This is a genomic window from Desulfoglaeba alkanexedens ALDC, from assembly GCF_005377625.1.
Classification (GTDB): Bacteria; Desulfobacterota; Syntrophobacteria; order Syntrophobacterales; family DSM-9756; genus Desulfoglaeba; species Desulfoglaeba alkanexedens.
The window spans coordinates 2,508,651-2,530,562 of sequence record NZ_CP040098.1; the positions used below are offsets into that span (position 1 = coordinate 2,508,651).

A 21,912-nucleotide genomic window follows, 5' to 3' on the forward strand; every position below is an offset into this window, starting at 1 on the left:
GCGATTCCTCCTTGTCATGAAACGGTGGGAACGGCTTTCCAGAAATAGACATGTATGCCGCGTTCTTTGTCTAGGTACTTGCGGCGGAAGGCAAGGCTCACCGCCATGCCCACCTGGAGGTCTTCCAGGGAGCAGTCGGTGAAATCGAGCATCATGCGGCCGCCCCCGTCGAAGTCGACGATGCCGTAGATTTGCGGCGGATCATAGGAAAAGGCCAGGTGATCGGCGGTGTAGCTGACGATGCGCCCGGTTCGAGAAGCGAACGGGTAAGGATCCATAGCATCCACGGCGTTACAATCGGGAACGGCGCAGACCCTCTGAGGCGGATACTGCGGCGTGCCGCAGTGGCGACATCGGCTGCCCACGAGCCCAAAGATGGTGCTCCTGTGCCGCCACATGACGGACCGGGGCGATTCCGCCTGAAATTCGCCGCGAAGACCGGTTTCCACCGGGAGGACGTTGCGGAAGGCGAGCGCCTTTTCATAGTTCGAAAGCAGCGCTTTTCGTTCGATCTGTCGGGAAAGCGGGAGCGCGGGGCGGCGATCGCGGATACGGTCCGTCGCCTGGAAATGGAGGACGTCGACGCCGCTTCCGAAGCCGACCACTAAAAGGTTGTCCCCGGGTTCGGCCTGTTCCAGAGCGTGCACCAGGAGCAGCAGCGGATGGGCGGAACCCGTATCGCCCACGGCGGCAGTGAGGGGGTCTACCACTCTTTGCGGATCGATGTTCAGCGCTTTGGCGATGGCGGCGTGTTCGCGCGGAAAGGGGCACGGGTATGCGATCTTTTGATAGGCTTGAGCGTCGGTGCCCTGCTTTTCGAAGAAGGCGGCAAGTGCCCGGGGGATGATCTTGAGGTAGCCTTCATCCCGGATCCAGCGTTCTTCCCAGGTTCGGCTGAAGCGCTGAGAGCAGTCCCGCATGCGGTCCGGGAAGTCAGCCGTGAGCGAGAGGGCGCCTCGAAAGACGGCCAGCAAGTCTTCGGTTCCCACCGCCACGGCGGCGCCCGCATCGGCCGCCACGTGTTCTTCGGCGCTCCCAGGCTTAGCGGTCCGCGCATCGGCCGCAGCGATGAGAGCGCCGCCGGAACCGCCGTTTTCGAGCGACCGGAGGGCTTGGATCAAGGCGGTGGTCCCCGAACGGAACGAGCCGGTGACGTCGGCGGTTTCGGTTTCGGGTGCCAGGTTCAGTGCGGCGGCGGCGATGGCGCTGTTCTGGCGTTCCAGGTATGGGAGTGTGGTGGAAGCGACAAAGAGTTGCGTGGGGCTCAAGTCTGGGGCGGTGGTGAGGGCGTTTCGGGCGGCGGCTACGGCGAGGGTGACCGCGTCCTCGTCCACGTTGGCCACGGCCTTTTCCCCGGCCGCCAGCCCCAGGGTCGCCAGGTTGATCCAGCTCATGGCCTGGGCGATCCGTTTTCGTTCCAGGCGATAGCGGGGGATGTGGGCGCCGTAAGCGGTAATGCCGATCATGGTCACCTCCTGGACGACGGGTGTGTGGGGTGTGTGCCTAATTCTGACTGGGCGCTCATTCATTTAACTTTGCTGCACCGGTTCTCGAGTGTCAAGCGCAAAATCGTGAGAGCCTGTCTAAGAATACCCTTGCCCCTTCCGGGATTGAGGGTCCGTTTCCCCTCGTTCCCAAACTCTGGCTTGGGAACGGCCTGCTTTCGATCAGTCCAATCGTTCCCAAGCTGGAGCTTGGGAACAAGGTGGATGGTGGAGCTTGGGAACAAGGTTGAAACCGGGCCGATCCCCGGTAGGAGCCGGCTTGCCGGCGATCAGGGTCAACGGGTTATTGCCGGTTTTACGGGTCGCGGTAGAGAGGACATGCGGGCGAGACGCCCGCGCTCCCAGGTCAACGCGGCATGGCCGGTTTTACGGGTCGCGGGGAAGCCCGCTCCTAGGGGGCCCCTTGTAGGAGCGGCGCCGTCGCCGCGATAAAATAAAAGTTGGAGCTTCTGCACGGTTGTGTTCCCAAGCTGGAGCTTGGGAACGAGGTGGATGGTGGAGCTTGGGAAGGAGGGGGAAGCTCTGCGGCGGAAAGGACGCGCCCGTTTGGCGTTACCGGGGAAGATTTTCCGCGTTTTCTGGACCTCGGCGGGGACGCTTCCTTCAATGGCGGATGGACTTGAGGCGGTCTTCGTGTCAGAATGCGCACGCTTGCGGGCCAAGACCACTCAGGAAAGGACGTTCAGGTGACGGTGCCGGACGACGACAGCCCTCGAAACCTCAGGAAAGGATTCAGCACCGGCACCGCCATGGCCGCGGCCGCCCGCGCGGCGCTCCGGCGGGCGCTCACCGGGGAAGCTCCCGCGGTCGTCGCCGTAAAGCTGCCCATGGGCTTCTACCTTCCGATTCCCGTCGCCTCTTCCGGGACGCATGGCCGTCGCGTCTGGGCGTCGGTGGTAAAAGACGGCGGGGACGATCCTGACGTGACCCACGGTGCGAAAATCGTCGTGAGCGTAGCGGCGGGGCGGACGGCGCCGGCGGCATGTTCTTCTTCCGGAAAGCCGCCGGAACGCGCCGGGGTGCTCCTGGTGGCTGGAGAAGGGGTGGGAAAAGTCACCAAGCCGGGGCTCCCGATTCCGCCAGGCGAACCCGCCGTGAACCCGGTGCCGCGCCGATGTCTCGTGGAAAACCTGGTGGAAGAATGGAGGCGCTGGAAGCACCTTGCGCGGCCGATACAAACCGCGGAAACGAACGGCGTCGCCGAAGAACCGCCGTGGGGCGCTGAGCGAAGCGTCGCCGACCCGAAGGGTCCCCGCGTTTGGCTCCCTTTTCCGGAAAGTTCCGGCTGCAACAGGGTGTTTCTCGAAGTGATCGTGTCGGTTCCCGGCGGTGAGGCGTTGGCGCGGCGCACCTTGAACCCGCGCCTGGGGATCCTCGGCGGCATTTCCATCCTGGGAACCACCGGCATCGTCCGGCCCTTTTCCCACGAGGCCTACGAAGAAACGATCCGATCGGCGCTGCGGGTCGCCAGGGCCGCCGGCGCCACCACGGTGGTTTTGACGACGGGCGGAAAGAGTGAGAAAGGGGTGCGGGCGCTTCGACCCGACCTGCCGCCCGAGGTCTTCGTCCAGGTGGCGGATTTTTTCGCTTTTTCGGTGGAAGAATCCCGGCGGCTCGGTTTCCGAGCCGTGGTCCACGGCGCCTTTTTCGGAAAGGTGGTCAAGATGGCTCAAGGGCATCGATACACCCACGCGCACCGGGTGCCGCTGGACCTCAAGCCTCTGGCCCGGCGGGCGGCGGCGCTGGGCCACGAAGCGTCTTTATGCGAAGCCTTGGCTGCGGCCAATACCGCTCGGCATGCTTTGGAACTCTTGAAGGCAGCGGAAGCCCACGATGTGATCGAATCCATCTGCCGGGATGCGGTGGCCGCTTCCCGGGTCTTTTCCGGCGGTCGGCTCCACACCGAACTCCTCCTTTTCGACTACGACGGGAGGCTGATCGCCCGCACGGGCGATTCCCGTATCGATTGTCGTGAAGACTCCGCCGGCGCGCTGGGGAAAGGGGCTGCCGGATGAGGGACGTCCCCTCGGCCTCGGGCCCGAAAGCGTGGTCGCCGCCCCGGGTGGTGCTCGCCGGCGTCGGCATGGCGCCGGCCGATGTGACGGCGAGGGTCCGCGAATGGTTGGAACGGGCCGAAGTGTTGGCTGGCGGCAAACGGCACCTGGAATGGTTCGCGGATCTTCCGGCGGAAAAAATCCCGCTGATTTCGCCCATGGACGAAAGCCTCCGCCGGATCGTCGCGGTGTCTTCGCAGCGGAAGACCGCGGTTCTGGCTTCGGGGGATCCGCTCTTTTTCGGCATCGGGAGGCGGCTTGTGGAACGCCTCGGTCCGGAGCGGCTCATCACGTTTCCCAACGTCACGGCGGTGCAGGCGCTCTTTTCCCGCCTGGGCCTTCCCTGGGACGGTGTGGCGGTACGGAGCCTCCACGGAAGAGACGACCGATCCTGGCTGAGGGTGCTCCGCGATACCGGAAAGCTGGCGCTCTACACGGACGCGGTCCGGTCGCCGGCCGCCGTCGCTCGGGAACTCCTGGAGGCGGGGATGACGGACTGCGACCTGGCGGTGGGGGAAGACCTGGGACTTCCGGCGGAGCGGGTCCGCTGGATGTCGGCCCGGGAAGCGTCCGAATCCGACTTTTCGCCGCTCAACGTGATGGCGATCATCCGGCGCCCGGAAGCGGCGGTTCGCGGTGAGGGAGCCCTCGAAGCCCTTGAACCGGTCTTCGGCCTTCCCGACGAAGCGTTCCACCACCGGTACGGGCTCATCACCAAAATGGAAATCCGGAGCGTGGTGCTGGCGAAGCTCGGCCTGATTCCGGGTCTGGTGCTGTGGGATCTTGGAGCGGGAAGCGGTTCGGTCGCCGTCGAAGCCGCACGGACGGTGCGTCTTGCCGGGGTCTTCGCTGTGGAAAAACGTACGGAACGGGTCGAAGATATCCGAGCCAACGTGCGGCGCCTGGCCTTGGGCGACGTCACGGTGATTTGCGGCGATGCGGTGGAAGCGGTCGCGGAACTACCGGATCCGGACCGCGTCTTCATCGGCGGAAGCGGCGGCCGCTTGGAAGCGCTCCTTGCGGCGGCGGCGTCGCGGTTGAGGGTCGGCGGGAGGATGGTCGTTACGGCTGCGACCCTGGAAACGGTGGAAACCGCTCGGTCCTTTTTCGCACGCCGCGGCTTCGCATGCGATATTACGCAGATCCAGGTGAACCGGTCGTCCCCGATCGGTTCCGCCACGCGTTTTGAGCCGCTCAACCCGGTGTTCATCGTCACGGCGGCATCGGCCGCTTCGGGTTGAGAGGGAGGAGGCGCCATGCGTCATGCCATCGTTTTTGTCGGGGCCGGCCCGGGCGATCCGGAGCTCATCACGGTCAAGGGGCGGCGGCTCATCGAAGAAGCCGACCGGATCGTCTACGCGGGCTCCCTGGTTCCGGAAAGGCTTCTTGCGGCGCGAAAGCCCGGCGCCGAAATCTTCGACAGTGCGCCGCTCACCCTGACCGAAACGCATGCGTTCCTCTTGGAAGGTTACCGGGCGGGCCTGCGGGTGGTGAGGCTCCACACCGGCGACCCCGGACTTTACGGCGCCGTCCGGGAACAGATGGATCTTCTGGATCGCGACGGCGTCCCCTACGAGGTGGTGCCGGGAGTGACGGCGGCCTTCGCCGCCGCGGCCGCCCTTAAGCGGCAGCTCACGCTGCCCGAAGTGTCCCAGACCGTCATTTTCACCCGCTGTTCCGGACGGACGCCGGTCCCGGAGCGGGAATCGCTCCAGAGCCTGGCGGCTCACCGAAGCACTTTGGCCATTTACCTCAGCGTGCACCACCTGGACCGGGTGGTGGAAGACCTTTTGGTGCATTACCCGCGGGAAACGCCCGTGGTGGTGGCCTACCGGGTGGGCTGGCCGGACGAACGCCTCGTGCAGGGGACCTTGGAAACCATCGTGGACCGGGTGCGGAGCGAAGGCATCGCCCGTCAGGCTTTGATCCTCGTGGGCGAGGTGTTGGAGATCGGCCGGCAAGCCCCCCGATCGAAGCTCTACGACGCAGGTTTCGAGCACGGGTTTCGCCCCGGCCGAACCCGGGGGGATTGAGGTCATGGCATGGGAGGGCGACCGCCGGGACGAAAGCTCCCGTCCGGGGAGTATCGCTGTGGCGGCCATAACCGCCGGCGGCGTCCGGCTGGCGCTCCAAATCCAGGCGCAACTTCCTGGAAGCATCTGCTATGTGCCTCGACGCCATGCGTTCGCGCTCGTCATGGGCGCCCGGCCTTTCGACCGGCTGAAAGACCTGGTGCCCGAAATCTGGACGCGCCACCGGGCTATGGTGTTCGTCATGGCGACCGGCATCGTGGTGCGGCTCATCGCGCCGCTTGTCCATCAGAAGATGCGGGACCCCGCCGTGGTGGTGGTCGACGAGAAGGGGCGCTTCGTCATCAGCCTGCTTTCCGGCCATTGGGGCGGCGCCAACGCCTTGGCCGAATCGGTCGCTCGGATCACCGGCGGCCTGCCGGTGGTCACCACGGCAAGCGACGTGTGCCGGCGGCCGGCCATCGATCTTCTCGCCCGCAAGGCGGGACTCGTCATCGAAAACCCCGAAGCACTTCCGCGCATCGCCCGGGCCGTTCTGGAAGATGAACCGCTTTGGCTTTTCGACCCGGCGCGGCGCCTGGGACTTTCGCAGGCCGACCTGCCTCAGGTCCGGTTCTGGGACGAAAGCCATCCGGCTTGGGAGCCTCGGCGGACGTCGGCCACGGCGGAAGCCGGCGACGCGGCAGGGGAGGAGCCGAGCGGCTCGGCCGAACTCATCGGCGTTTGGGTGTCCGAAAAGGCTTCCAACCCCGAAGGCCTTTGGCTGCGCCTTCGCCCGCGAAGCCTGGTAGTGGGCGTCGGGTGCAACCGGGGGACCTCTGCGGAAGAGATCCTCGAAGTGGTCCGGCGGGTTCTGGACGATGCGGGGCTCGCGCCGCCGTCGATCCGAAATTTCGCCAGCGTGGACCTCAAAGCGGACGAGGCTGGGCTACTGGAAGCGGCCCGCCGGCTGGATCGGCCGCTGGAATTCTTTTCACGCAAAGACTTGAGGGACGTGGCGGTTCCGCGCCCGTCCCGTCGAGTCGCCGAACACATCGGAGTACCCAGCGTATGCGAAGCAGCAGCAATCCTGAGCGCCGGAAGCCGGAAGCTTCTCATTTCGAAGCAGAAAGCGGGCAACGTGACGGTGGCCGTGGCCGGGGTGGACTGAGTCTTGTGAGCCTGGGCCCGGGATTCGTGGAACACATGACACCCCGGGCCTTGGCCGCGCTCGCCGACGCCGAGGTGGTTGTCGGCTACAGGACCTACCTGGATCTGGTTTCTGAGCTGATCCAAGGCAAAAGGACCGTCGCGAGCGGTATGCGAAAGGAAGTGGCGCGCTGCCGGGCCGCCATCGACGAGGCGCTTTCGGGAAGCCGCGTGGCTCTCATTTCCAGCGGCGATGCGGGGATCTATGGGATGGCTGGCCTGGTGTTCGACATCTGCAGGGAACGCGGTGTGGCCGTGATCCCCGCAAGCGCGGACAACGACCGGGAGCCGGAGGACCGAAGTTCGGGACCGGCGGAAAGCGACGGGGTCCCGCTGAGGGTGGAAGTCATCCCGGGTGTCGCGGCCTTCAACGCGGCGGCCGCACGCCTCGGCGCGCCGCTCATGCACGATTTCGCCGCGGTGAGCTTGAGCGACCACCTGACGCCCTGGCCCGTGATCGCGGGGCGCCTGGAAGCCGCCGCCCAGGCCGATTTCGTTCTGGCCATCTACAACCCGCGAAGCGGCTCCCGGCCGCACCGGCTTTCGGAAGCCCGCGATATCCTGCTTCGCCACCGGCCGGCGGAAACTCCGGTGGGCCTTGTGCAACGCGCCATGCGAGACGGCGAAGCGCGGCGGCTGGCGACCCTTGGAACCCTGCCGGTGGAATGGGTGGACATGCAGACGGTGGTCCTGGTGGGAAACAGCCGCACCTATGTCTGGAACGACTGGATGGTGACGCCGAGAGGCTACCTGGACAAGTACGACGTGGAGTGACGGATAGGATGCCGTCTCATGCCCTGTAGGAGCCGGCTTGCCGGCGATCAGGGTCAACACGGCTTTCATGAGTTTGTTTTTGGACAAGCCCTCAGCTGAAGAGCGTCGTCGCCTCGGCGGCGAAGATGGTGCGGATTTCTTCCAGAAGATCTTCGATTTTCGCCGGAGACATCTTGAGGGCCTTGGCGCTTTTCACTTCGGAAAGTTCCAGGTCGGGACGCTTGGTGGGGCCGATTTCCAGCTTGTGGCAGAACGCGTTGGCCAGGTGGACGATCACCGTTAGAGCCGGAAGCAGGCGGGCTCGGGCCGGTGCGTGGTGACAGCCGATGGCTTCTTCGATTTCTTCCGCAAACTGCCACTTGCGGGCGAGAAGCTGACCCACCTGGGCGTGGTCGAATCCCAGCAGGCGCTGCTCCATCCTCACAAAGGAGGTTTCCGGGTCATTGTAGACTTCCTCAAGGATGGAGAGCATCTTGTCGTTGAATTTTATGAGCAGGATCATCTTTCCCACGTCGTGGAGCAGCCCCGCCAGGAAGGCTTCTTCGGCCTTGGAATACCGGAGGCTCTGCGCGATGGTTCGGGCCGCCAGGCCGCATCCCAGCGAATGCTCCCAGAGCAGCTTTTCCGTCAGCCCGAAGTTGTCGAAGATGTCCCGCGTAACGGAGGCGACCACCAGGGATCGGATGGTTCTGAAGCCGATCACCACTACGGCTTCCGTAATGGTGGCGATGGACCGGGACCGGGCGTAAAAGGACGAATTGGCCAACTTGAGGACTCGGGCGGCGAGCGACTGGTCCTGGGAAATGATGCGCTGGAGGTCCTGAGCGGTGGTGTCGGGGTTGGACACCATGGTCATGACCTGACTGGCCACGTGAGGCATGGCGGGAAGGTCGCCGGCGGTCAGTACGACTCTTTGCACGGAAGATTCGGTTGCCATCGGCAGCGTAAGCTCCAATCTGCGGCGAAGGGAACGTCGGGCGTGGTTTGCATCACCGCTTGCCGCCGCCAAGCGGCCGGCCGACCGCCGACGGCAAAGCGACGCCAAACTCTATATCGAACAGATGCGGTGTCTTCTTGAGTCAAAAATGATGGGAGAAGCGCTCTGTGAGATGAGCCATCCTTCGAGGCGTTGGCTGCGGTGCGGGTTCAGCAGCAGGTGATCGTTTCCTTTGAGGCTGTCTGAGAATACCCTTCACCCTTTGGGGATTGAGTGTCCGTTTTTTTCGCGTAGGGGCGGTTCGCGAACGGCACCTAAGGAGCGATTCGTGCCCTGTAGGGGCGCAGCGGCGCTGCGCCCCTACTCGCCGGCGATCAGGGTCGATGCGGCATGGCCGGTTTACGGGTCGCGGCGAGGGTGCCGCTCCTGCGGGGTCTGGGTCGCGGGCAAGCCCGCTCCTACCGATAACGGAACAGCGGGCCAGTTGCCTTCCACCTTATTCCCAAGCTCCAGATTGGGAACACAGCTATGCACAAACTCCAGATTGGGAACACAGCTGCGCAGAAGTTCCAGCTTCGATTCCCATAAGGCCGTGATCCCCATGCGAATCCGCAACAAAATCCATACTAAAGAACCCAAACACCCCTGCCTCGTCATATAAAGGCTGCGGCGTCCGCGCTATCCTTCCCCGCCCTGAACGACGGAGCTTGTCGCGGAACTGGTCAAACCCAGTGCCCGCCGGTATCGGGGGCCTTGGTCGACTGCAGTTTCCCGGCCTTGTAGTTTTCAACGGCCTGCCGGACTGTGCCGGTTACGTTGACGAAAACGGGGATCCCCGCGGCGCGCAGGGTATCGAAGGCCCTGGGGCCGCAGTGGCCGGTAAGAACGGCGTCGGGTTTGAGACGCGCCACGGCGGCTGCGGCTTGAACCCCGGCGCCTTGAGCCGCCTGAAGGTTCTGCTGGTTGGGGATTACCTCGAAGTTCATCGTTTCCGTGTCCACAATGAGAAAACTGGGCGCCCGGCCGAAACGGGCGTCGACCGGTGCTTCCAGGTTCTGACCGCTTGATGTTACGGCGACTTTCATAACAGATTCATCCTTTCGTTGAGGGGAGCCGCTCCTAAAGCAATCGAGTCCACCGCGCCTCAGGGGTGAACCCCTTTCCATGGGATTGCGGGCGATGGATTTCGAAAGTCAGTGGTCGCAGACGTTCGGGCCGGTCTCGAGAGAGCCGTCAAGGTATTTCTGAAGCAGGGCATCGGGATCCATCACCGGGGCTCCCGTCACCACTCGGATGCCTTGTTCCGCGAACTGGCTGATGGCCCGCTGCCCCATGCCGCCGGAGATGACCACCTTGATACCCTGGTTCGCCAGCCACCGGGGAAGAAGCCCCGGTTCGTGCGGCGGCGGCGTGACCCATTCCCTGCCGTCCACGCGGCCGTCTTTCACGCTGAGGATGGCGAACTGTTCGCAATGGCCGAAATGGTTGCACAGTACTCCTTGAGCCGTGGGGATGGCCACTTTTAAGGCGTTGCCGCCGGCCGCCGAAGCGACTTCCGGCTTTGCCGCAACGGTTTTGGCGGCGGTGGGGGCTTCCGCCGGCAGGCACCGTTCTTCGACGGCGTCGATGAGTCGATTCACGGCCTGGATGAACGGCGTGTCGCTCGGACCTTCCATGAAGGGCCGTCCCGCGTCGCCGCCTTCGACGACCCGCGGATCGAAGGGAAGGCTTCCCAAGAGCGTCAGCTGCATCCGTTCCGCGGTTCTGCGGCCGCCGCCTCTACGGAACAGGTCGATTTCCTTGCCGCAATGAGGGCACACCAGGCCGTCCATGTTTTCCACCAGTCCCAGGATGCTCATCTGGACCTTGCGACAGAAATTGATGGATTTTCGCACATCGGCAAGGGCCACTTCCTGGGGCGTCGTGACGATCACAGCGTGAGCGTCGGGTATGGTCTGAGCCACGCTGAGCGGTTCGTCGCCGGTTCCCGGCGGGCAGTCGATCACGAGATAATCCAACTTCCCCCAGTTCACTTCGGAAATGAATTGTTTGATAACGCCATGTTTTATAGGCCCCCGCCAGATCACCGCCGAGTCCCGGTCTTCCAGCAGGTACTCGATGGAGACCACTTCCAGGTTTTCGTTGTAGCGGTGCGGGATGAGCCGCTTGTGTTCGTCCATGCCGAACATGCCGGTGATGCCGAGCATCCTCGGGGTACTGGGGCCATGGAGGTCCACGTCCATGAGGCCCACCTTGTATCCCCTGTTGGCGAGCCCCAAGGCGATGTATACTGCGACGCTGCTTTTCCCCACCCCGCCCTTGCCGCTCATAACCAACAGCTTGTGCTGGATCTGCTGAAGTTGACGGTGAAGCTGCTCCTCTTCCTGGGACGCGGCGTTTTTCTCGGCTCCGCCGTGGCCGCAGGAACCCTTCTCGCAACTGCCCATGGTGCTCTCTCCTTCCTCAATGTTGAAATCGAAAGGGAACGATGTTTCGGCTGCCTTCGGACGCCGTAACCACCGGCCAACCTGGCTCACGCTGCTTTCGAGCAAAGTCTGTGCCAAGACTTGCCGGAAAGGATCTTTCAGGGGAACGCGGGAGCGGCGGACGGCCGGAGGCGGTACCCGACGTGAGGGAATGGGTGCAGATCGCACCCGGCCGGTGTGCGGCCGGTTGCAGAACGCCTCCGGCTGGAAGTGCCGGCCCTGGATGTGCCGGCCCGAGGGGGATCGTTTCCAATAACCCCCATGACCCCGTGGGGTCACAACGAAGCATGAAAATTCGGGATACGGGGCAGTGGGGTAGAGCTCAAAAAAATGGCACAATAACCAATCGACATTATTGGTGGATCTTCTATTTTCATACAAACGTAAGACAGGGCCGGTGCCTTGACACGGCAAACCGAGGCGATCTTCTGTAGTAGCCGGCTTGCCGGCGATCAGGGCCGACGAGGCATTGCCGGTTTTACGGGTCGCGGGCAAGCCCACTCCTACAAATGAAACGAATCGGATAAAGAAGATTCGGACCGCGAGGGTGAGGGATCGGTCAGGCGGTAGCGTTTCATCTTGCGCCGGAGGGTGTTTTTGTCGATCCCCAACTCGCGGGCGGTGGCCATGCGTCGCCACGCGTTTCGTTCCAGGGCCTCCCAGATGGCTCGGCGTTCGACGTCTTTGAGGGTGGAGCCCGGTTCGGGAGGGAGTCGCTTGCTTTGCGCGCGCAGGTGTTCCGGGAGGTGTTCGGGTCGGATGAGGCCGTCCGAACAGAGGATGAAGGCGTGTTCGATGGCGTTTTCCAATTCGCGGATGTTTCCCGGCCAGTCGTGGTGCATGAAGACGGCGAGGGTTTCCCGGCTGAGCCCGGCGACGGTCTTGTCTTGGAGGCGGTTGAAGCGATCGATGAAATGCTGAGTGAGCAGCGGGATGTCTTCGCGGCGTTCACTGAGGGGCGGAAGCCACAGCTTGACCACGTTGACGCGGTAGTAGAGGTCTTTTCGAAAGATGCCCCGTTCGACCAATTCTTCCAGGTCTTTGTTGGATGCGGCGATGATCCGGACATTGGCCTTGACGCTTTTCGACGACCCGAGCGGCTCGTAGACACGTTCTTCGATAACGCGAAGGAGCCTCACCTGGAGGGCCGGCGAGACGTCTCCGATTTCATCGAGGAGAAGAGTTCCGCCTTCCGCCAGGGCGAAACGTCCTTGCCGGGCCTTCTTCGCGTCGGTGAAGGCTCCGGCCACGTGCCCGAAAAGTTCCGATTCCAAGAGGGTGTCGGGAAGGGCCCCGCAGTTTACGGCGACGAAGGGGCCGCGGGCCCTCGGGCTCATGGAATGCAGCGTACGTGCGAGCACCTCCTTGCCCGTGCCGCTTTCGCCCTGGATGAGCACGGTGCTTTCGCTGCGGGCGATTTCCGGGAGGATAGCGAAAAGCTTCTGCATGGCGGGAGACTTGGAGACCATGTCCCCGAAGCTGTAGCGGCGGTGGAGCTCCCGGCGGAGTCTTTCCACCAGGCTGAGATCCCGGAAGGTTTCCACGCCGCCGATCACCCGGCCTTCGGCGTCTTTGAGGAGCGCGGTGCTCACGCTGATGGGGATTTCTTTGCCTTCGGCGGTTAGGATGGCGATGGGTTTGTCGACGATGGGCTTTCCGGTCTCCAGGGTGTGGCGGAGCGCACAGGCCGTCTCGCAGATGTTGGCCCGGAAGACTTCGCAGCAGGGCCGCCCGATGGCTTCATCCTTCGGTATGCCGGTGATGATTTCCGCGGCTCGGTTGAACCACGTGATCCGGAAATCGCGGTCCACGGTGAAGACACCGTCGGCGATGCTGTTCAGGATGATTTCCGTCGATCCGGCGCAGGAAAGGGGCGTCGCGGGGGGTTCCCGGTTTTCGGCGGGCTTCGATGAAGAGATCTTGGAGTCCATGCCGGGAATGCCCCGCGGTTCGGGAAACGGATCGACCGGTGTTGGTCACCGATCGAGCATGGAGGCCGGAATCGATGTCGTGGGGTTGGCTTCGGTTTCATCCGTCGATCGCGGAATGTCCGCTTCGAGGATTTCCCAGAAACGACGCACGGCATCAGCCACAGGATTCTTATCGTATTCGACGACGGTGAGGCCGTCAACCTGGGCACGGGTGACAACGGGGTCGAAGGGGATGTGCCCGAGAAAGGGGATGCCTTTCCGAGCGCAGTTTTCTTCGATTTCACGGGCGGCGTCCCAGAAGAGGTCGGCCTTGTTCACGCAGGCGAAGGCGGGGATTCCGAAATGAGCCGCCAGCTCCGCTGCGCGCGCCAGATCGTGGATCCCGGAAACCGTCGGTTCGCTCACGATGAGCACCGCGGACGCGCCTCCGATGGAGGCGATCACCGGGCAGCCGATTCCCGGCGGGCCGTCGGTCAAGATCCATTGGAGATTGCGTTCTTCCGCCAGCCGCCTGGCTTCCTTGCGAACCAGGCTCACCAGCTTTCCCGAGTTTTCTTCCGCTATGCCGAGCCGGGCGTGGATCAGCGGCCCGAAGCGCGTCTCCGAAACGAACCACTCTCCGCAGTGGTTTTCAATGAAATCAATGGCGCCGGCGGGGCAGAAGTAATAGCAGACGCCGCAGCCTTCGCAGAGGAACTCGTTCACGACGAGGTGCTCATCGATGGCTTCAAACCGGCACCACTTCGCGCATTCACCGCATTCGATGCAGCGGTCCGCCTGGATCACGGCCTTCCGGCCGGAAACGAAATCGTGCCGCTGAACGATGTTCGGAGCCAGCAGGAGGTGAAGGTCCGCCGCGTCCACATCGGCGTCACAGAGAACCTTGTTTTGGGCCACGGCGGCCAGAGCCCCCACCAGGCTGGTCTTGCCGGTACCGCCCTTTCCGCTGATTACAACGAGTTCTCGCATGTCCTGTCCTTTTCCGAACTTGCCTCGTGCAGGTCGAGGATGGAATCCAAGAGTTGCCGCATCATGCGGCGCCATTGCGGAAGTCGCTCCACCAGCAGTTCGCCGCGGGCGTATGCTTCGGCCGCTTTTCGGTCGAAGGGGATTTCCAGGAGCACCGGAAGCCCTTCCCCGGCTGCATACTGCCTGACCCGGCCGTTGCCCATGTCCGAACGGTTGATCACCAGTCCCGCGGGCAGGTTCATCTTTCGAACGACCCCAACGGCCAGTTCCAGGTCGTTCAGGCCGAAAGGCGTTGGTTCCGTTACCAGGAGTGCGAAATCGGTCCCGTAGAGCGACGTCACCACCGGGCAGGATGTGCCCGGTGGCGCGTCGACGATGGTGAGGTCTTCGGTGACGGTGATGGATCGGATGCGGCGGATGAGCGGAGGCGCCATGGCCTCTCCGATCCTCAGCCGGCCGTGCGCGAACCGAACAGGCCCGCGCCGGCCCATCTCGAGGGTTCCTACGATCCGACGGCCCGGCTTTACGGCGTCTTCCGGGCAGACCATGAAGCAGCCGCCGCAGCCGTGGCAGAGTTCGGGGAAGGTGAGCACCGTTTCCGGTAGCACGGCGATGGCGTTGAATTGGCAGATTTCCTGGCACCTCCCGCACAAGTTGCAACGGTCCATGTCGATTTCCGGCACCTCGATGGTGACCTCTTCGCTGTGATCCAGCACCGGTTTCAAAAACAAGTGCGCGTTCGGCTCTTCCACATCGCAGTCGAACAAAGCGACAGGCCGATCCGCGGCCACCGCAAGATTTACGGCCAGGGTGGTCTTTCCGGTTCCTCCCTTGCCGCTCGCCACAGAGATGATCATCAGAAGTCCTCCCTCCTCAACGGTTCCTTCAGGCCGGTGGGCCGTCCACGCCGGGTTTCTAAAACCGGTGCACCGCCGCCCGCAAGCCGTTCACTTGCTTACCATGGGTTTGCCGCATTCGGGGCAGGACATCTGGGTGCACGGAATGCCCAGCTGATGTTCCACCTCCCTGCCGCAGGAGGGACACACGCAAAGCCCCGAGCGATTGGCGCCTTGACGGCCGGGGCCCGTCCCCGTTCGGCGACAACCTCCTCCCTGACCGCGTCCTCCTCCTTGACCACGTCCTCCCCCTCCGCCTCCGCCTTGACCGCGTCCTCCGCCTTGACCACGTCCTCCGCCTTGACCTGGCATGACCGCTCCTTTCTGAGCGCCGAGCGCCCTCTGCCCCGACTCCCAACAGGCCCGGTACCGGCGAAATCCCCGGCATCCCGGCAGTTGAAAGCGGGGTTGATCCAAATGTCCCCGCCGGTAGGCTTGCAGCACCTCGTCTACATCCCCAGCAACGCCGAAGACGACCGTGAGACCCAGGCCTTCCGCGTAATGGAGAAGATCCGGGCTGAGGCTCCCGCAGATGAGCTTGGTGACGCCGCGGTCCCGCAGCTGCCGAACCCGCTGAAACGGATCCGAGGAGTTCATCAACAATTCTTGGGGCGGGGCGCTGGTTTCAGTGCCGTCCGTGACCAGCAGGAGGCGTGAACACCAATTGAGAACCGGAGCCACGCGACCGCGCAAAACGGGTATCGCCAGCATGCGGCCACCTCCTTCCCCCGGCGCATGGGATTGGAAAAGCCTCGATCGTCGTTGTCGAGACCTCATGGGGCACATATCGTGCCAAACGGGGGGTGCAGGGGAAGCACGGCGGCTTGGAGGCGCCCTCGGCGAATTTTCCCGGTCGTGGCGGCGGGAGACGGGTGCTAAACGCACCCGGTCATTCCCGCCGGCGGGTGTTTCATGTTTCCCGAACCGTCGGTCCGGTCATTTTTCGCTTTTGAAACTTTCTTGGAAAACCTGCGGATCGATGTTTCCCGAATCCGGCCCGCCGCATTCCGGAATGTAACAGGTAACGTCCACGAATTCGCATTTTTCCTTGCAGGACGGGCAGACGTTCGGCGGGTTCGGCATCTCCACCGTGCTACCACAATGGTTGCATTTCCAAACCGGCATGGGGTCCTCCTTTGAATGGGTTGGCGGTTAAAATCATTATAAACCAAACGAGACGGGTCGCTTTCTTTCTTTTCATCGTCGTCCGGCTGGATTATTTTGGTCGCCGCTTCACGCTCCTTCTTCAACCGCGCAAGGAGACGCGCATCATGGTCGGTACCATGATCAACGTGGCTTCGGTGGTGACAGGTGGTGCCTTGGGTTGCGCCATCGGGGCGCGGTTACCCGAAAACATGCAGGTGACGGTGGTCCAGGGGCTGGGGCTGGTCACCATGCTCATCGGCATTCAGGCGGCCCTGGAGACGCAAAATGTGCTCATCCTGCTCGCGTCCATCCTGACGGGAGCCGTTTTGGGCGAAGCCCTATGCCTTCAAGGCGTTCTGGACGCGTTGGGAAATCGCTTCCAGGCGGCTTTTTCCAAGAGCGCCGGCACGAGCCCGGCCGAGGGCTTCATAACGGCCAGTCTGGTGTTTTGCGTGGGCCCCATGGCGATCCTGGGATCCATCCAGGACGGACTCAAGGGGGACTTCAAGCTGCTCGCCATCAAGTCCATGCTGGACGGTTTCGCGTCCATTGCCTTTTCCGCCAGTTTGGGCTGGGGGGTGATCTTTTCCGCGGTGAGTGTTTTAGTCTACCAGGGAGCGATCACGATGGCGGCGGGGGCGTTGGACGAGGTGCTTTCTGAAGGGATGGTGACCGAAATGAGCGCTGCGGGCGGGCTGATCATCGTCGCCATCGGACTGAAACTGCTGCGAGTGAAAGACATACGGATCGCCAATTTCCTGCCGGCGCTGGTCATCGCCCCGCTGGTGGTGGCGTTCCTTCCCACGTTGAAGACCTGGTGGGCGGTGATTTGGGGTTGAGGATTTCTCAGCGCCGCCCTGTCCACTCCAAACGCGCACCAGCTCAACCGATTCGGGAGACATGGCCCCATGAGACTGGAACAGTTCCCTCAGAACGTGCGCGAACACATCCTGCCGCAACCGGCGGGGACTTACCGCTACCGGTGCTACACGTGCCAGGCCGAATACGGTATCGAGACCCTCCTCTACACCTGTCCGGAATGCCGCGGCGTGCTCATGATCCGTGACGTGGAATGGGAGCGGCTCAAGCAGGTTCCCGGTCCCAAGTGGCGCGAAATCTTCGACTACCGGAGCATGGTGACGGAACCGGCGCTTCGGGGCATTTATCGGTTCCACGAGTTGCTGGGTTCCATCCTGCCGCTGGACGCCGTCGTCTACCTGGGCGAGGGGCATACGCCCCTGGTCCGGGCCAACGCGAGGCTCCGTGACTGGGCGGGCATGCCGTTCGCCTTCAAAAACGACGGTCAGAACCCCAGCGCGTCCTTCAAGGATCGGGGCATGGCCAGTGCCTTCAGTTACCTCAACCACCTGATCCGATCCCGGCGGCTGGAAAAAGTCCTGGCGGTGTGCGCGTCCACGGGGGACACCTCCGCGGCTGCGGCGCTCTATGCGTCTTACCTGGTCGACGGGGTCACCTCGGCCGTGCTGCTGCCTCACGGCAAAGTGACCCCTCAGCAGCTGAGCCAACCCCTGGGAAGCGGGGCGCGGGTCATCGAAATTCCGGGGGTTTTCGACGACTGCATGAAGATCGTCGAGCACCTGGCCGACCGCTATCCGGTGGCGCTCATGAATTCCAAGAACGCCTGGCGGATCCTGGGGCAGGAATCGTACAGCTACGAAATCGCCCAGGCCTGCGACTACGATGTGGGGCACCTGGTCGTGGTGGTTCCCATCGGGAACGCGGGAAACATCACGGCGGTCCTCGAAGGCTTTTTGAAACTCCTGGATCTGGAGATCATCACGGCGCTTCCCACCATCTTGGGGGTCCAGTCGGAACACGCCAACCCCGTTTACCTCTACTATCTGGAATCCGACCCGGCGCGGCGCACCTTCCGGCCGGTGACGGTGCGACCCAGCGTGGCGCAGGCGGCCATGATCGGAAACCCGGTGTCCATGCCCCGGGTGATCCGGCTGGTGGAACGGTACCGAGCCGTCGCCGGCGAACGGAGCGTTCAGGTGACGGAAGTGACCGAACAGGAAATCATGGACGCTATGCTCATAGCCAACCGAAACGGCCACATCGCCTGCACCCAGGGCGGGGAATGTCTGGCGGGGCTCAAGCGGGCCTTGCACGAAGGGCTGATTTCCGGCGACCGGGAAGCGGTGCTGGACGCCACGGCGCACGCACTCAAGTTCGCCGTTTTCCAGGAGAAGTATTTCGAAGATCGGTTCGAGCCCGATTTCGAGGTAACGCCCAGGGCCGAGCTGCGAAATGCGCCGATGCTGGTTCGGCCGCCGGAAGGGGTGGCTGAGCCGGTCCCTGGCCGTTCCATGGATCCCGATGCGTTTCGGCGATTCGTGGAGAGCACCGCCGCGGAAATCGCCGAACGGTTGAACCTGAAGGAAGTTCGGGGTTGAGAAGGCCATGAGCTGTTCGAAACATTCCGGTCTGCGTCGCGGAGTCGGCGGCGCGGGGGAGGAAGGCATGAGTTCCATACTGCCCTACAAAGACGTGTGGCCCAAGCTGGGAGACGAGGTCTTCGTGGCGCCCGGGGCCTGGGTGATCGGCGACGTGGTCGTGGGCGATCGCTCCAGCATCTGGTTCAACACGGTGGTGCGGGGCGACGTGAACACCATCCGCATCGGCTGTGAAACCAATATCCAGGACAACGCCTCGCTTCACGTGACGGAAATCCGCTTCCCGCTCATCATCGGGGACCGGGTGACCGTGGGACACCGGGCCGTCGTGCACGGCTGTACCGTCGAGGACGAGTGCCTGATAGGCATGGGGGCCATTGTCCTGGATGGAGCCCGGATCGGCAAGGGATCCATCGTGGCTGCGGGGGCGGTGGTGAGTCCGGGGATGGAAGTACCGTCCGGATGCGTGGTGATGGGCGTTCCGGCGGCAGTGAAAAAAGACTTGAGCGAGGAAGAAACGGCGCAGCTCCGGGAATCGGCCCTTCATTACGTGAAGCTTGCCGCCCACTACCTTCACCCTCAAAAGTGGCGGGGAGAAAGAAGCATAAAGGGATTTATCGGCTGAGGGCGGCCGGGTAGGGCGACGAAGTTTTGCGAATCGCGGGCAAGCCCGCTCCTACCGAAAAAGGTAAACCCGGGCGGCCCCTCTCCGCTTTGTTCCCAAGCTCCAGCTTGGGAACACAAGCGTGCAGAAGCTCCAGCTTCGATATTCACCGCATCGCGATCAGCGTTGATCTATCGAAGACCATGCAATCGTTGAAATCCTTTGCAGCGAGGCGAAGCTGGAGCTTCGCGGGCAGGGCGTTCCCAAGCCAGAGCTTGGGAACGAGGGGAAAAGCGCCCCGATTGCGAAGCAGGACGGGATATGGTATGCGTGCTCGCAATGGATCAGGGGTTTCGGCCGGGGATTCGTTCTGCAATGGTTGAGCGGATGGATACGGCGGGAATTCGTGGAAATCTATCCCGGTCCTCCGGATCGATGAGTTGCAGAGGCACGACGGGAAGAAGGGAAGCAGGTGATGCGGGAAAGGGATTGGGAGCCGTTGAAGTCCGAATGGAAGGCTTCGCTTGAAGCGGTCTGGAGGGCGGTGCCCAAGGCTTACCGGAACGAACGTTCCATGAAGCGGACGCTGCAGTGCCATCTTTTCGGGCAGTTGAAGGCGATGGGGTTGCAGGTGGTGGCGGACTATTATCCTCCCCGGATCGCTGATCATCCGGTGGACCTCCTGGCCTTGAACGATGCGGAAGAAATCGTCTATGCCGTCTGCTTCGACAGCCTTGTGAGCCTTTATGCGGTCAAGGGCCTCTCGAGCTTCGATGCCAGGCGCAAGGTCATCTTCACCACCGGGCCGCTGGAAAAGAAGGTCGAAGAAAGCCGCTTTTTTTTGAAGCCCGGAATCGATCACGTGCATCTCAAACCGTTCGACTGAGCGGGGAGACCCTGCGGAGTGTCGGCACAAGGGGCCTTGTATATTTGATAACAATCCGGAATGAATGACAATTTCCCCTTGACTTCCAACAACGTGCCGTGTCATAGGAGTCAACAGATCTTTCGATTTCGGGTGACTCGAAGGTGTGTTTCGACGAAGCCACAGAAAGGAGGTGATATCGCTGGGTTAGGTTGTCATTCAAGCGTTTTCCTCTTATGAGTCTCTGTAGAAATCCCCTTTCGGCGACCTCTGAAGTGACTGCTGGATCGGAATCTCGATCGAAGTAAGCTTCTTCATCCCTTTTCGCGCCGCTGTTCTCTCTGCGATGGTTTCGGATTTTGATCCGCTTAATTCGTAGCCGTTCGTGTCGTTTCATCGTCCTTTAATGGAAACTTTTGGGTGCACTTTTTATTTTTACTTGAACGAATGACATCCCGTGGGCACTTGGAAGGCCGCCTAACCGGGCGAGCTCCTTGGTTTTCATGGAATCGCTGCAGGGTTCGGCACCGGAAATGGGGCGGTGGAGGGGTTGCAACCAAACAGCATGGGAGGTTTGACACATGGCAAGTGCTCAGCAACCTTTGGAGAAGGTACCCGCCAAAGCGTGGCAGGTGGTGATTGCGGGTATCGTGGTCAACCTTTGCCTCGGTTGTCTTTACGCCTGGAGTGTGTGGGTCAAGTATCTCACCGATGAGGCCCTCATGACGCAGCAGGGCTGGGTGCCGCTCACGGCCGAGCAGGCGTCCAACCCGGCGTCTCTGTGTATCCTCTTCTTTGCACTCCTCATGATTCCCGGCGGCCGCATTCAGGATCGGTATGGTCCCAAGATCGCGGCCAGCATCGGCGGCCTCGGCATCGGGATCGGGCTTCTCATCGCCGGTGCCACGAAGAGCTACACCGGGGTTCTGATTGGGTATGGCATTTTCGGCGGCATCGGGATGGGTGTGGGCTATGCGGCGCCGACTCCCGCCGCTCTGAAATGGTTCGGTCCTCACAAACGCGGCTTCATCGCAGGGCTTGTGGTGGGCGGCTACGGTCTGGCCGCCTTCTACGTGGCTCCCCTGGCGGACTGGCTCATCACCAGCTATAGCATGAGCACGTCGTTTTACGTGCTGGGAGTCGGTTATCTGATCGTGATCCTGATTGCGGCCCAGTTCCTGGCCTGGCCTGAACCTGGCTATGTCCCGCCGCAGCCTCCGGCCACGGCGGTGAGCGCGGCCAAGGCGGCCGCACAGACCCGCCATGACTGGAGTGCGGGCGAGGTGCTCCGGACGTGGCAGTTATATGCGCTGGTGATCATGTTCTGCATCAACACCCAGGCGGGGCTCCTGCTGATCGGTCACGCGGCCAAGATGATCTCCGTCGTTATGGCGGCGGGCTATCTGCTGGTTTCCTGGGGTGCCGTCTTCAACTCGCTGGGCAGGGTCGGAACGGGAATCATCTCCGACAAGATCGGCCGTAGCAACACCCTCATCCTGAACTACATCGCAGCCGCCGTGATCATGTTCCTCTTGCCGTATCTCTTTTCCATCAAGAACATTCCGCTGCTCTTTTTGGCCTGCGCCATCGGTTTTTGGTGCTACGGCGGCGGCCTGACGCTGTTTCCGTCGTTTACCGCGGACTTTTTCGGCCCGAAGAACCTGGGAATCAACTACGGCCTGGTGTTCGTCGGCTGGGGTCTCGGTTCGTTCATGCCCAAGCTGGCCGGCCGGATTTACGACCGTTACCAGAGCTACGATTATGCATTCTATATTGCCGGCGTCCTCTTGATCATCGGTATCGTGATAGCGCTGGTGACCAAGAGACCGCGGTACTCGACCGAGTGATCTGAAACCGGCGCGGTTCGAAAGCGTAGAGACCGGGATCGGCAAAGGGGCGGGAGACAATCCGCCCCTTTTTTTCGTACGGCTCGGCCTGAGAAGGCATTTTGTGGACGAAGCGTTGAGCACTGTGCCCGCTACGACCGTGCCGATAGTTTACTGCAGCGAACTGGAAATGGAGTATGTAGCGGGGTTTCGACGGAAGAGGAGCTTCTCCGAAAACTCAGATGGATGCAGATCTTTTGCTTCTTGTTCCCAAGCTCCAGCTT

Annotated in this window: 19 protein-coding genes; 10 read left to right on the forward strand and 9 right to left on the reverse strand. The window is 62.5% G+C overall.

The annotated features are described in order from the left end of the window. Positions 1-14 precede the first annotated feature (14 nt). Positions 15-1,466 (reverse strand): OB-fold domain-containing protein, encoded by a 1,452-nt coding sequence (locus FDQ92_RS11345; RefSeq protein ID WP_170180320.1) that lies wholly within the window; start codon positions 1,464-1,466, stop codon positions 15-17. A 725-nt stretch (positions 1,467-2,191) separates the two neighbouring features. On the opposite strand from FDQ92_RS11345, the gene cbiD reads away from it, so the two are divergent. The 5 genes from cbiD to FDQ92_RS11370 are packed head-to-tail and all read left to right on the forward strand — an operon-like array spanning position 2,192 to position 7,551. Beyond that, positions 2,192-3,520 carry a cobalt-precorrin-5B (C(1))-methyltransferase CbiD gene (cbiD, locus tag FDQ92_RS11350; protein WP_246041692.1) on the forward strand — a complete coding sequence of 443 codons (1,329 nt, stop codon included), beginning with the start codon at positions 2,192-2,194 and terminating at the stop codon, positions 3,518-3,520. Next, positions 3,517-4,800, forward strand: a complete 1,284-nt coding sequence (gene cbiE / locus FDQ92_RS11355) for a precorrin-6y C5,15-methyltransferase (decarboxylating) subunit CbiE (RefSeq protein ID WP_137425000.1) — start codon at positions 3,517-3,519, stop codon at positions 4,798-4,800. Before cbiD ends, cbiE begins: the two co-directional genes overlap by 4 nt. Positions 4,801-4,815: 15 nt before the next feature. Then, positions 4,816-5,592, forward strand: coding sequence for a precorrin-4 C(11)-methyltransferase (cobM, locus tag FDQ92_RS11360; protein ID WP_137425001.1), 777 nt, complete (start codon positions 4,816-4,818; stop codon positions 5,590-5,592). A 4-nt stretch (positions 5,593-5,596) separates the two neighbouring features. Then, positions 5,597-6,739, forward strand: a complete 1,143-nt coding sequence (locus FDQ92_RS11365) for a cobalt-precorrin 5A hydrolase (protein WP_137425002.1) — start codon at positions 5,597-5,599, stop codon at positions 6,737-6,739. Positions 6,740-6,744: 5 nt separating this feature from the next. Then, a complete protein-coding gene (locus FDQ92_RS11370; protein WP_211341250.1) occupies positions 6,745-7,551 on the forward strand; it encodes a precorrin-3B C(17)-methyltransferase in 807 nt (268 codons plus the stop codon). 91 nt (positions 7,552-7,642) lie between these two features. Here FDQ92_RS11370 and FDQ92_RS11375 read toward each other — a convergent pair whose 3' ends face one another. The 8 genes from FDQ92_RS11375 to FDQ92_RS11410 all read right to left on the reverse strand — a co-directional run bounded on the left by FDQ92_RS11375 (position 7,643) and on the right by FDQ92_RS11410 (position 15,895). Beyond that, a complete protein-coding gene (locus FDQ92_RS11375; RefSeq protein ID WP_137425004.1) occupies positions 7,643-8,488 on the reverse strand; it encodes an HDOD domain-containing protein in 846 nt (281 codons plus the stop codon). Positions 8,489-9,210: 722 nt separating this feature from the next. Next, positions 9,211-9,573 (reverse strand): NifB/NifX family molybdenum-iron cluster-binding protein, encoded by a 363-nt coding sequence (locus FDQ92_RS11380; RefSeq protein WP_137425005.1) that lies wholly within the window; start codon positions 9,571-9,573, stop codon positions 9,211-9,213. 108 nt (positions 9,574-9,681) lie between these two features. Next, positions 9,682-10,935, reverse strand: a complete 1,254-nt coding sequence (locus FDQ92_RS11385) for an iron-sulfur cluster carrier protein MrpORP (protein WP_137425006.1) — start codon at positions 10,933-10,935, stop codon at positions 9,682-9,684. A gap of 542 nt (positions 10,936-11,477) precedes the next feature. Beyond that, the gene (locus FDQ92_RS11390; protein ID WP_137425007.1) at positions 11,478-12,905 is read right to left on the reverse strand and encodes a sigma-54 interaction domain-containing protein; all 1,428 of its coding nucleotides are present in this window, start codon (positions 12,903-12,905) and stop codon (positions 11,478-11,480) included. A gap of 45 nt (positions 12,906-12,950) precedes the next feature. Continuing rightward, positions 12,951-13,874, reverse strand: a complete 924-nt coding sequence (locus FDQ92_RS11395; RefSeq protein WP_137425008.1) for a 4Fe-4S binding protein — start codon at positions 13,872-13,874, stop codon at positions 12,951-12,953. Further along, positions 13,856-14,731: an ATP-binding protein gene (locus tag FDQ92_RS11400; RefSeq protein WP_137425009.1), complete on the reverse strand. Its 876-nt coding sequence runs from the start codon at positions 14,729-14,731 to the stop codon at positions 13,856-13,858. The genes FDQ92_RS11395 and FDQ92_RS11400 overlap by 19 nt, the downstream gene beginning before the upstream one ends. Before the next feature lie 90 nt (positions 14,732-14,821). Then, a complete protein-coding gene (locus FDQ92_RS15525) occupies positions 14,822-15,481 on the reverse strand; it encodes a NifB/NifX family molybdenum-iron cluster-binding protein (RefSeq protein WP_211341252.1) in 660 nt (219 codons plus the stop codon). A gap of 225 nt (positions 15,482-15,706) precedes the next feature. Beyond that, positions 15,707-15,895 (reverse strand): rubredoxin-like domain-containing protein, encoded by a 189-nt coding sequence (locus FDQ92_RS11410; RefSeq protein WP_137425010.1) that lies wholly within the window; start codon positions 15,893-15,895, stop codon positions 15,707-15,709. 146 nt (positions 15,896-16,041) lie between these two features. On the opposite strand from FDQ92_RS11410, the gene FDQ92_RS11415 reads away from it, so the two are divergent. From FDQ92_RS11415 to FDQ92_RS11435, 5 genes are all read left to right on the forward strand, one after another. Then, a complete protein-coding gene (locus FDQ92_RS11415; RefSeq protein WP_137425011.1) occupies positions 16,042-16,755 on the forward strand; it encodes a DUF554 domain-containing protein in 714 nt (237 codons plus the stop codon). 69 nt (positions 16,756-16,824) lie between these two features. Further along, positions 16,825-18,333 carry a threonine synthase gene (gene thrC, locus FDQ92_RS11420; protein WP_137425012.1) on the forward strand — a complete coding sequence of 503 codons (1,509 nt, stop codon included), beginning with the start codon at positions 16,825-16,827 and terminating at the stop codon, positions 18,331-18,333. Between the two features lie 67 nt (positions 18,334-18,400). Further along, the gene (locus FDQ92_RS11425; protein ID WP_137425013.1) at positions 18,401-18,958 is read left to right on the forward strand and encodes a gamma carbonic anhydrase family protein; all 558 of its coding nucleotides are present in this window, start codon (positions 18,401-18,403) and stop codon (positions 18,956-18,958) included. A gap of 454 nt (positions 18,959-19,412) precedes the next feature. After that, complete coding sequence (locus FDQ92_RS11430; protein ID WP_137425014.1) at positions 19,413-19,823, forward strand: hypothetical protein; 411 nt, start codon at positions 19,413-19,415, stop codon at positions 19,821-19,823. A gap of 560 nt (positions 19,824-20,383) precedes the next feature. Next, complete coding sequence (locus FDQ92_RS11435; RefSeq protein WP_137425015.1) at positions 20,384-21,649, forward strand: L-lactate MFS transporter; 1,266 nt, start codon at positions 20,384-20,386, stop codon at positions 21,647-21,649. Positions 21,650-21,912 lie beyond the last annotated feature (263 nt).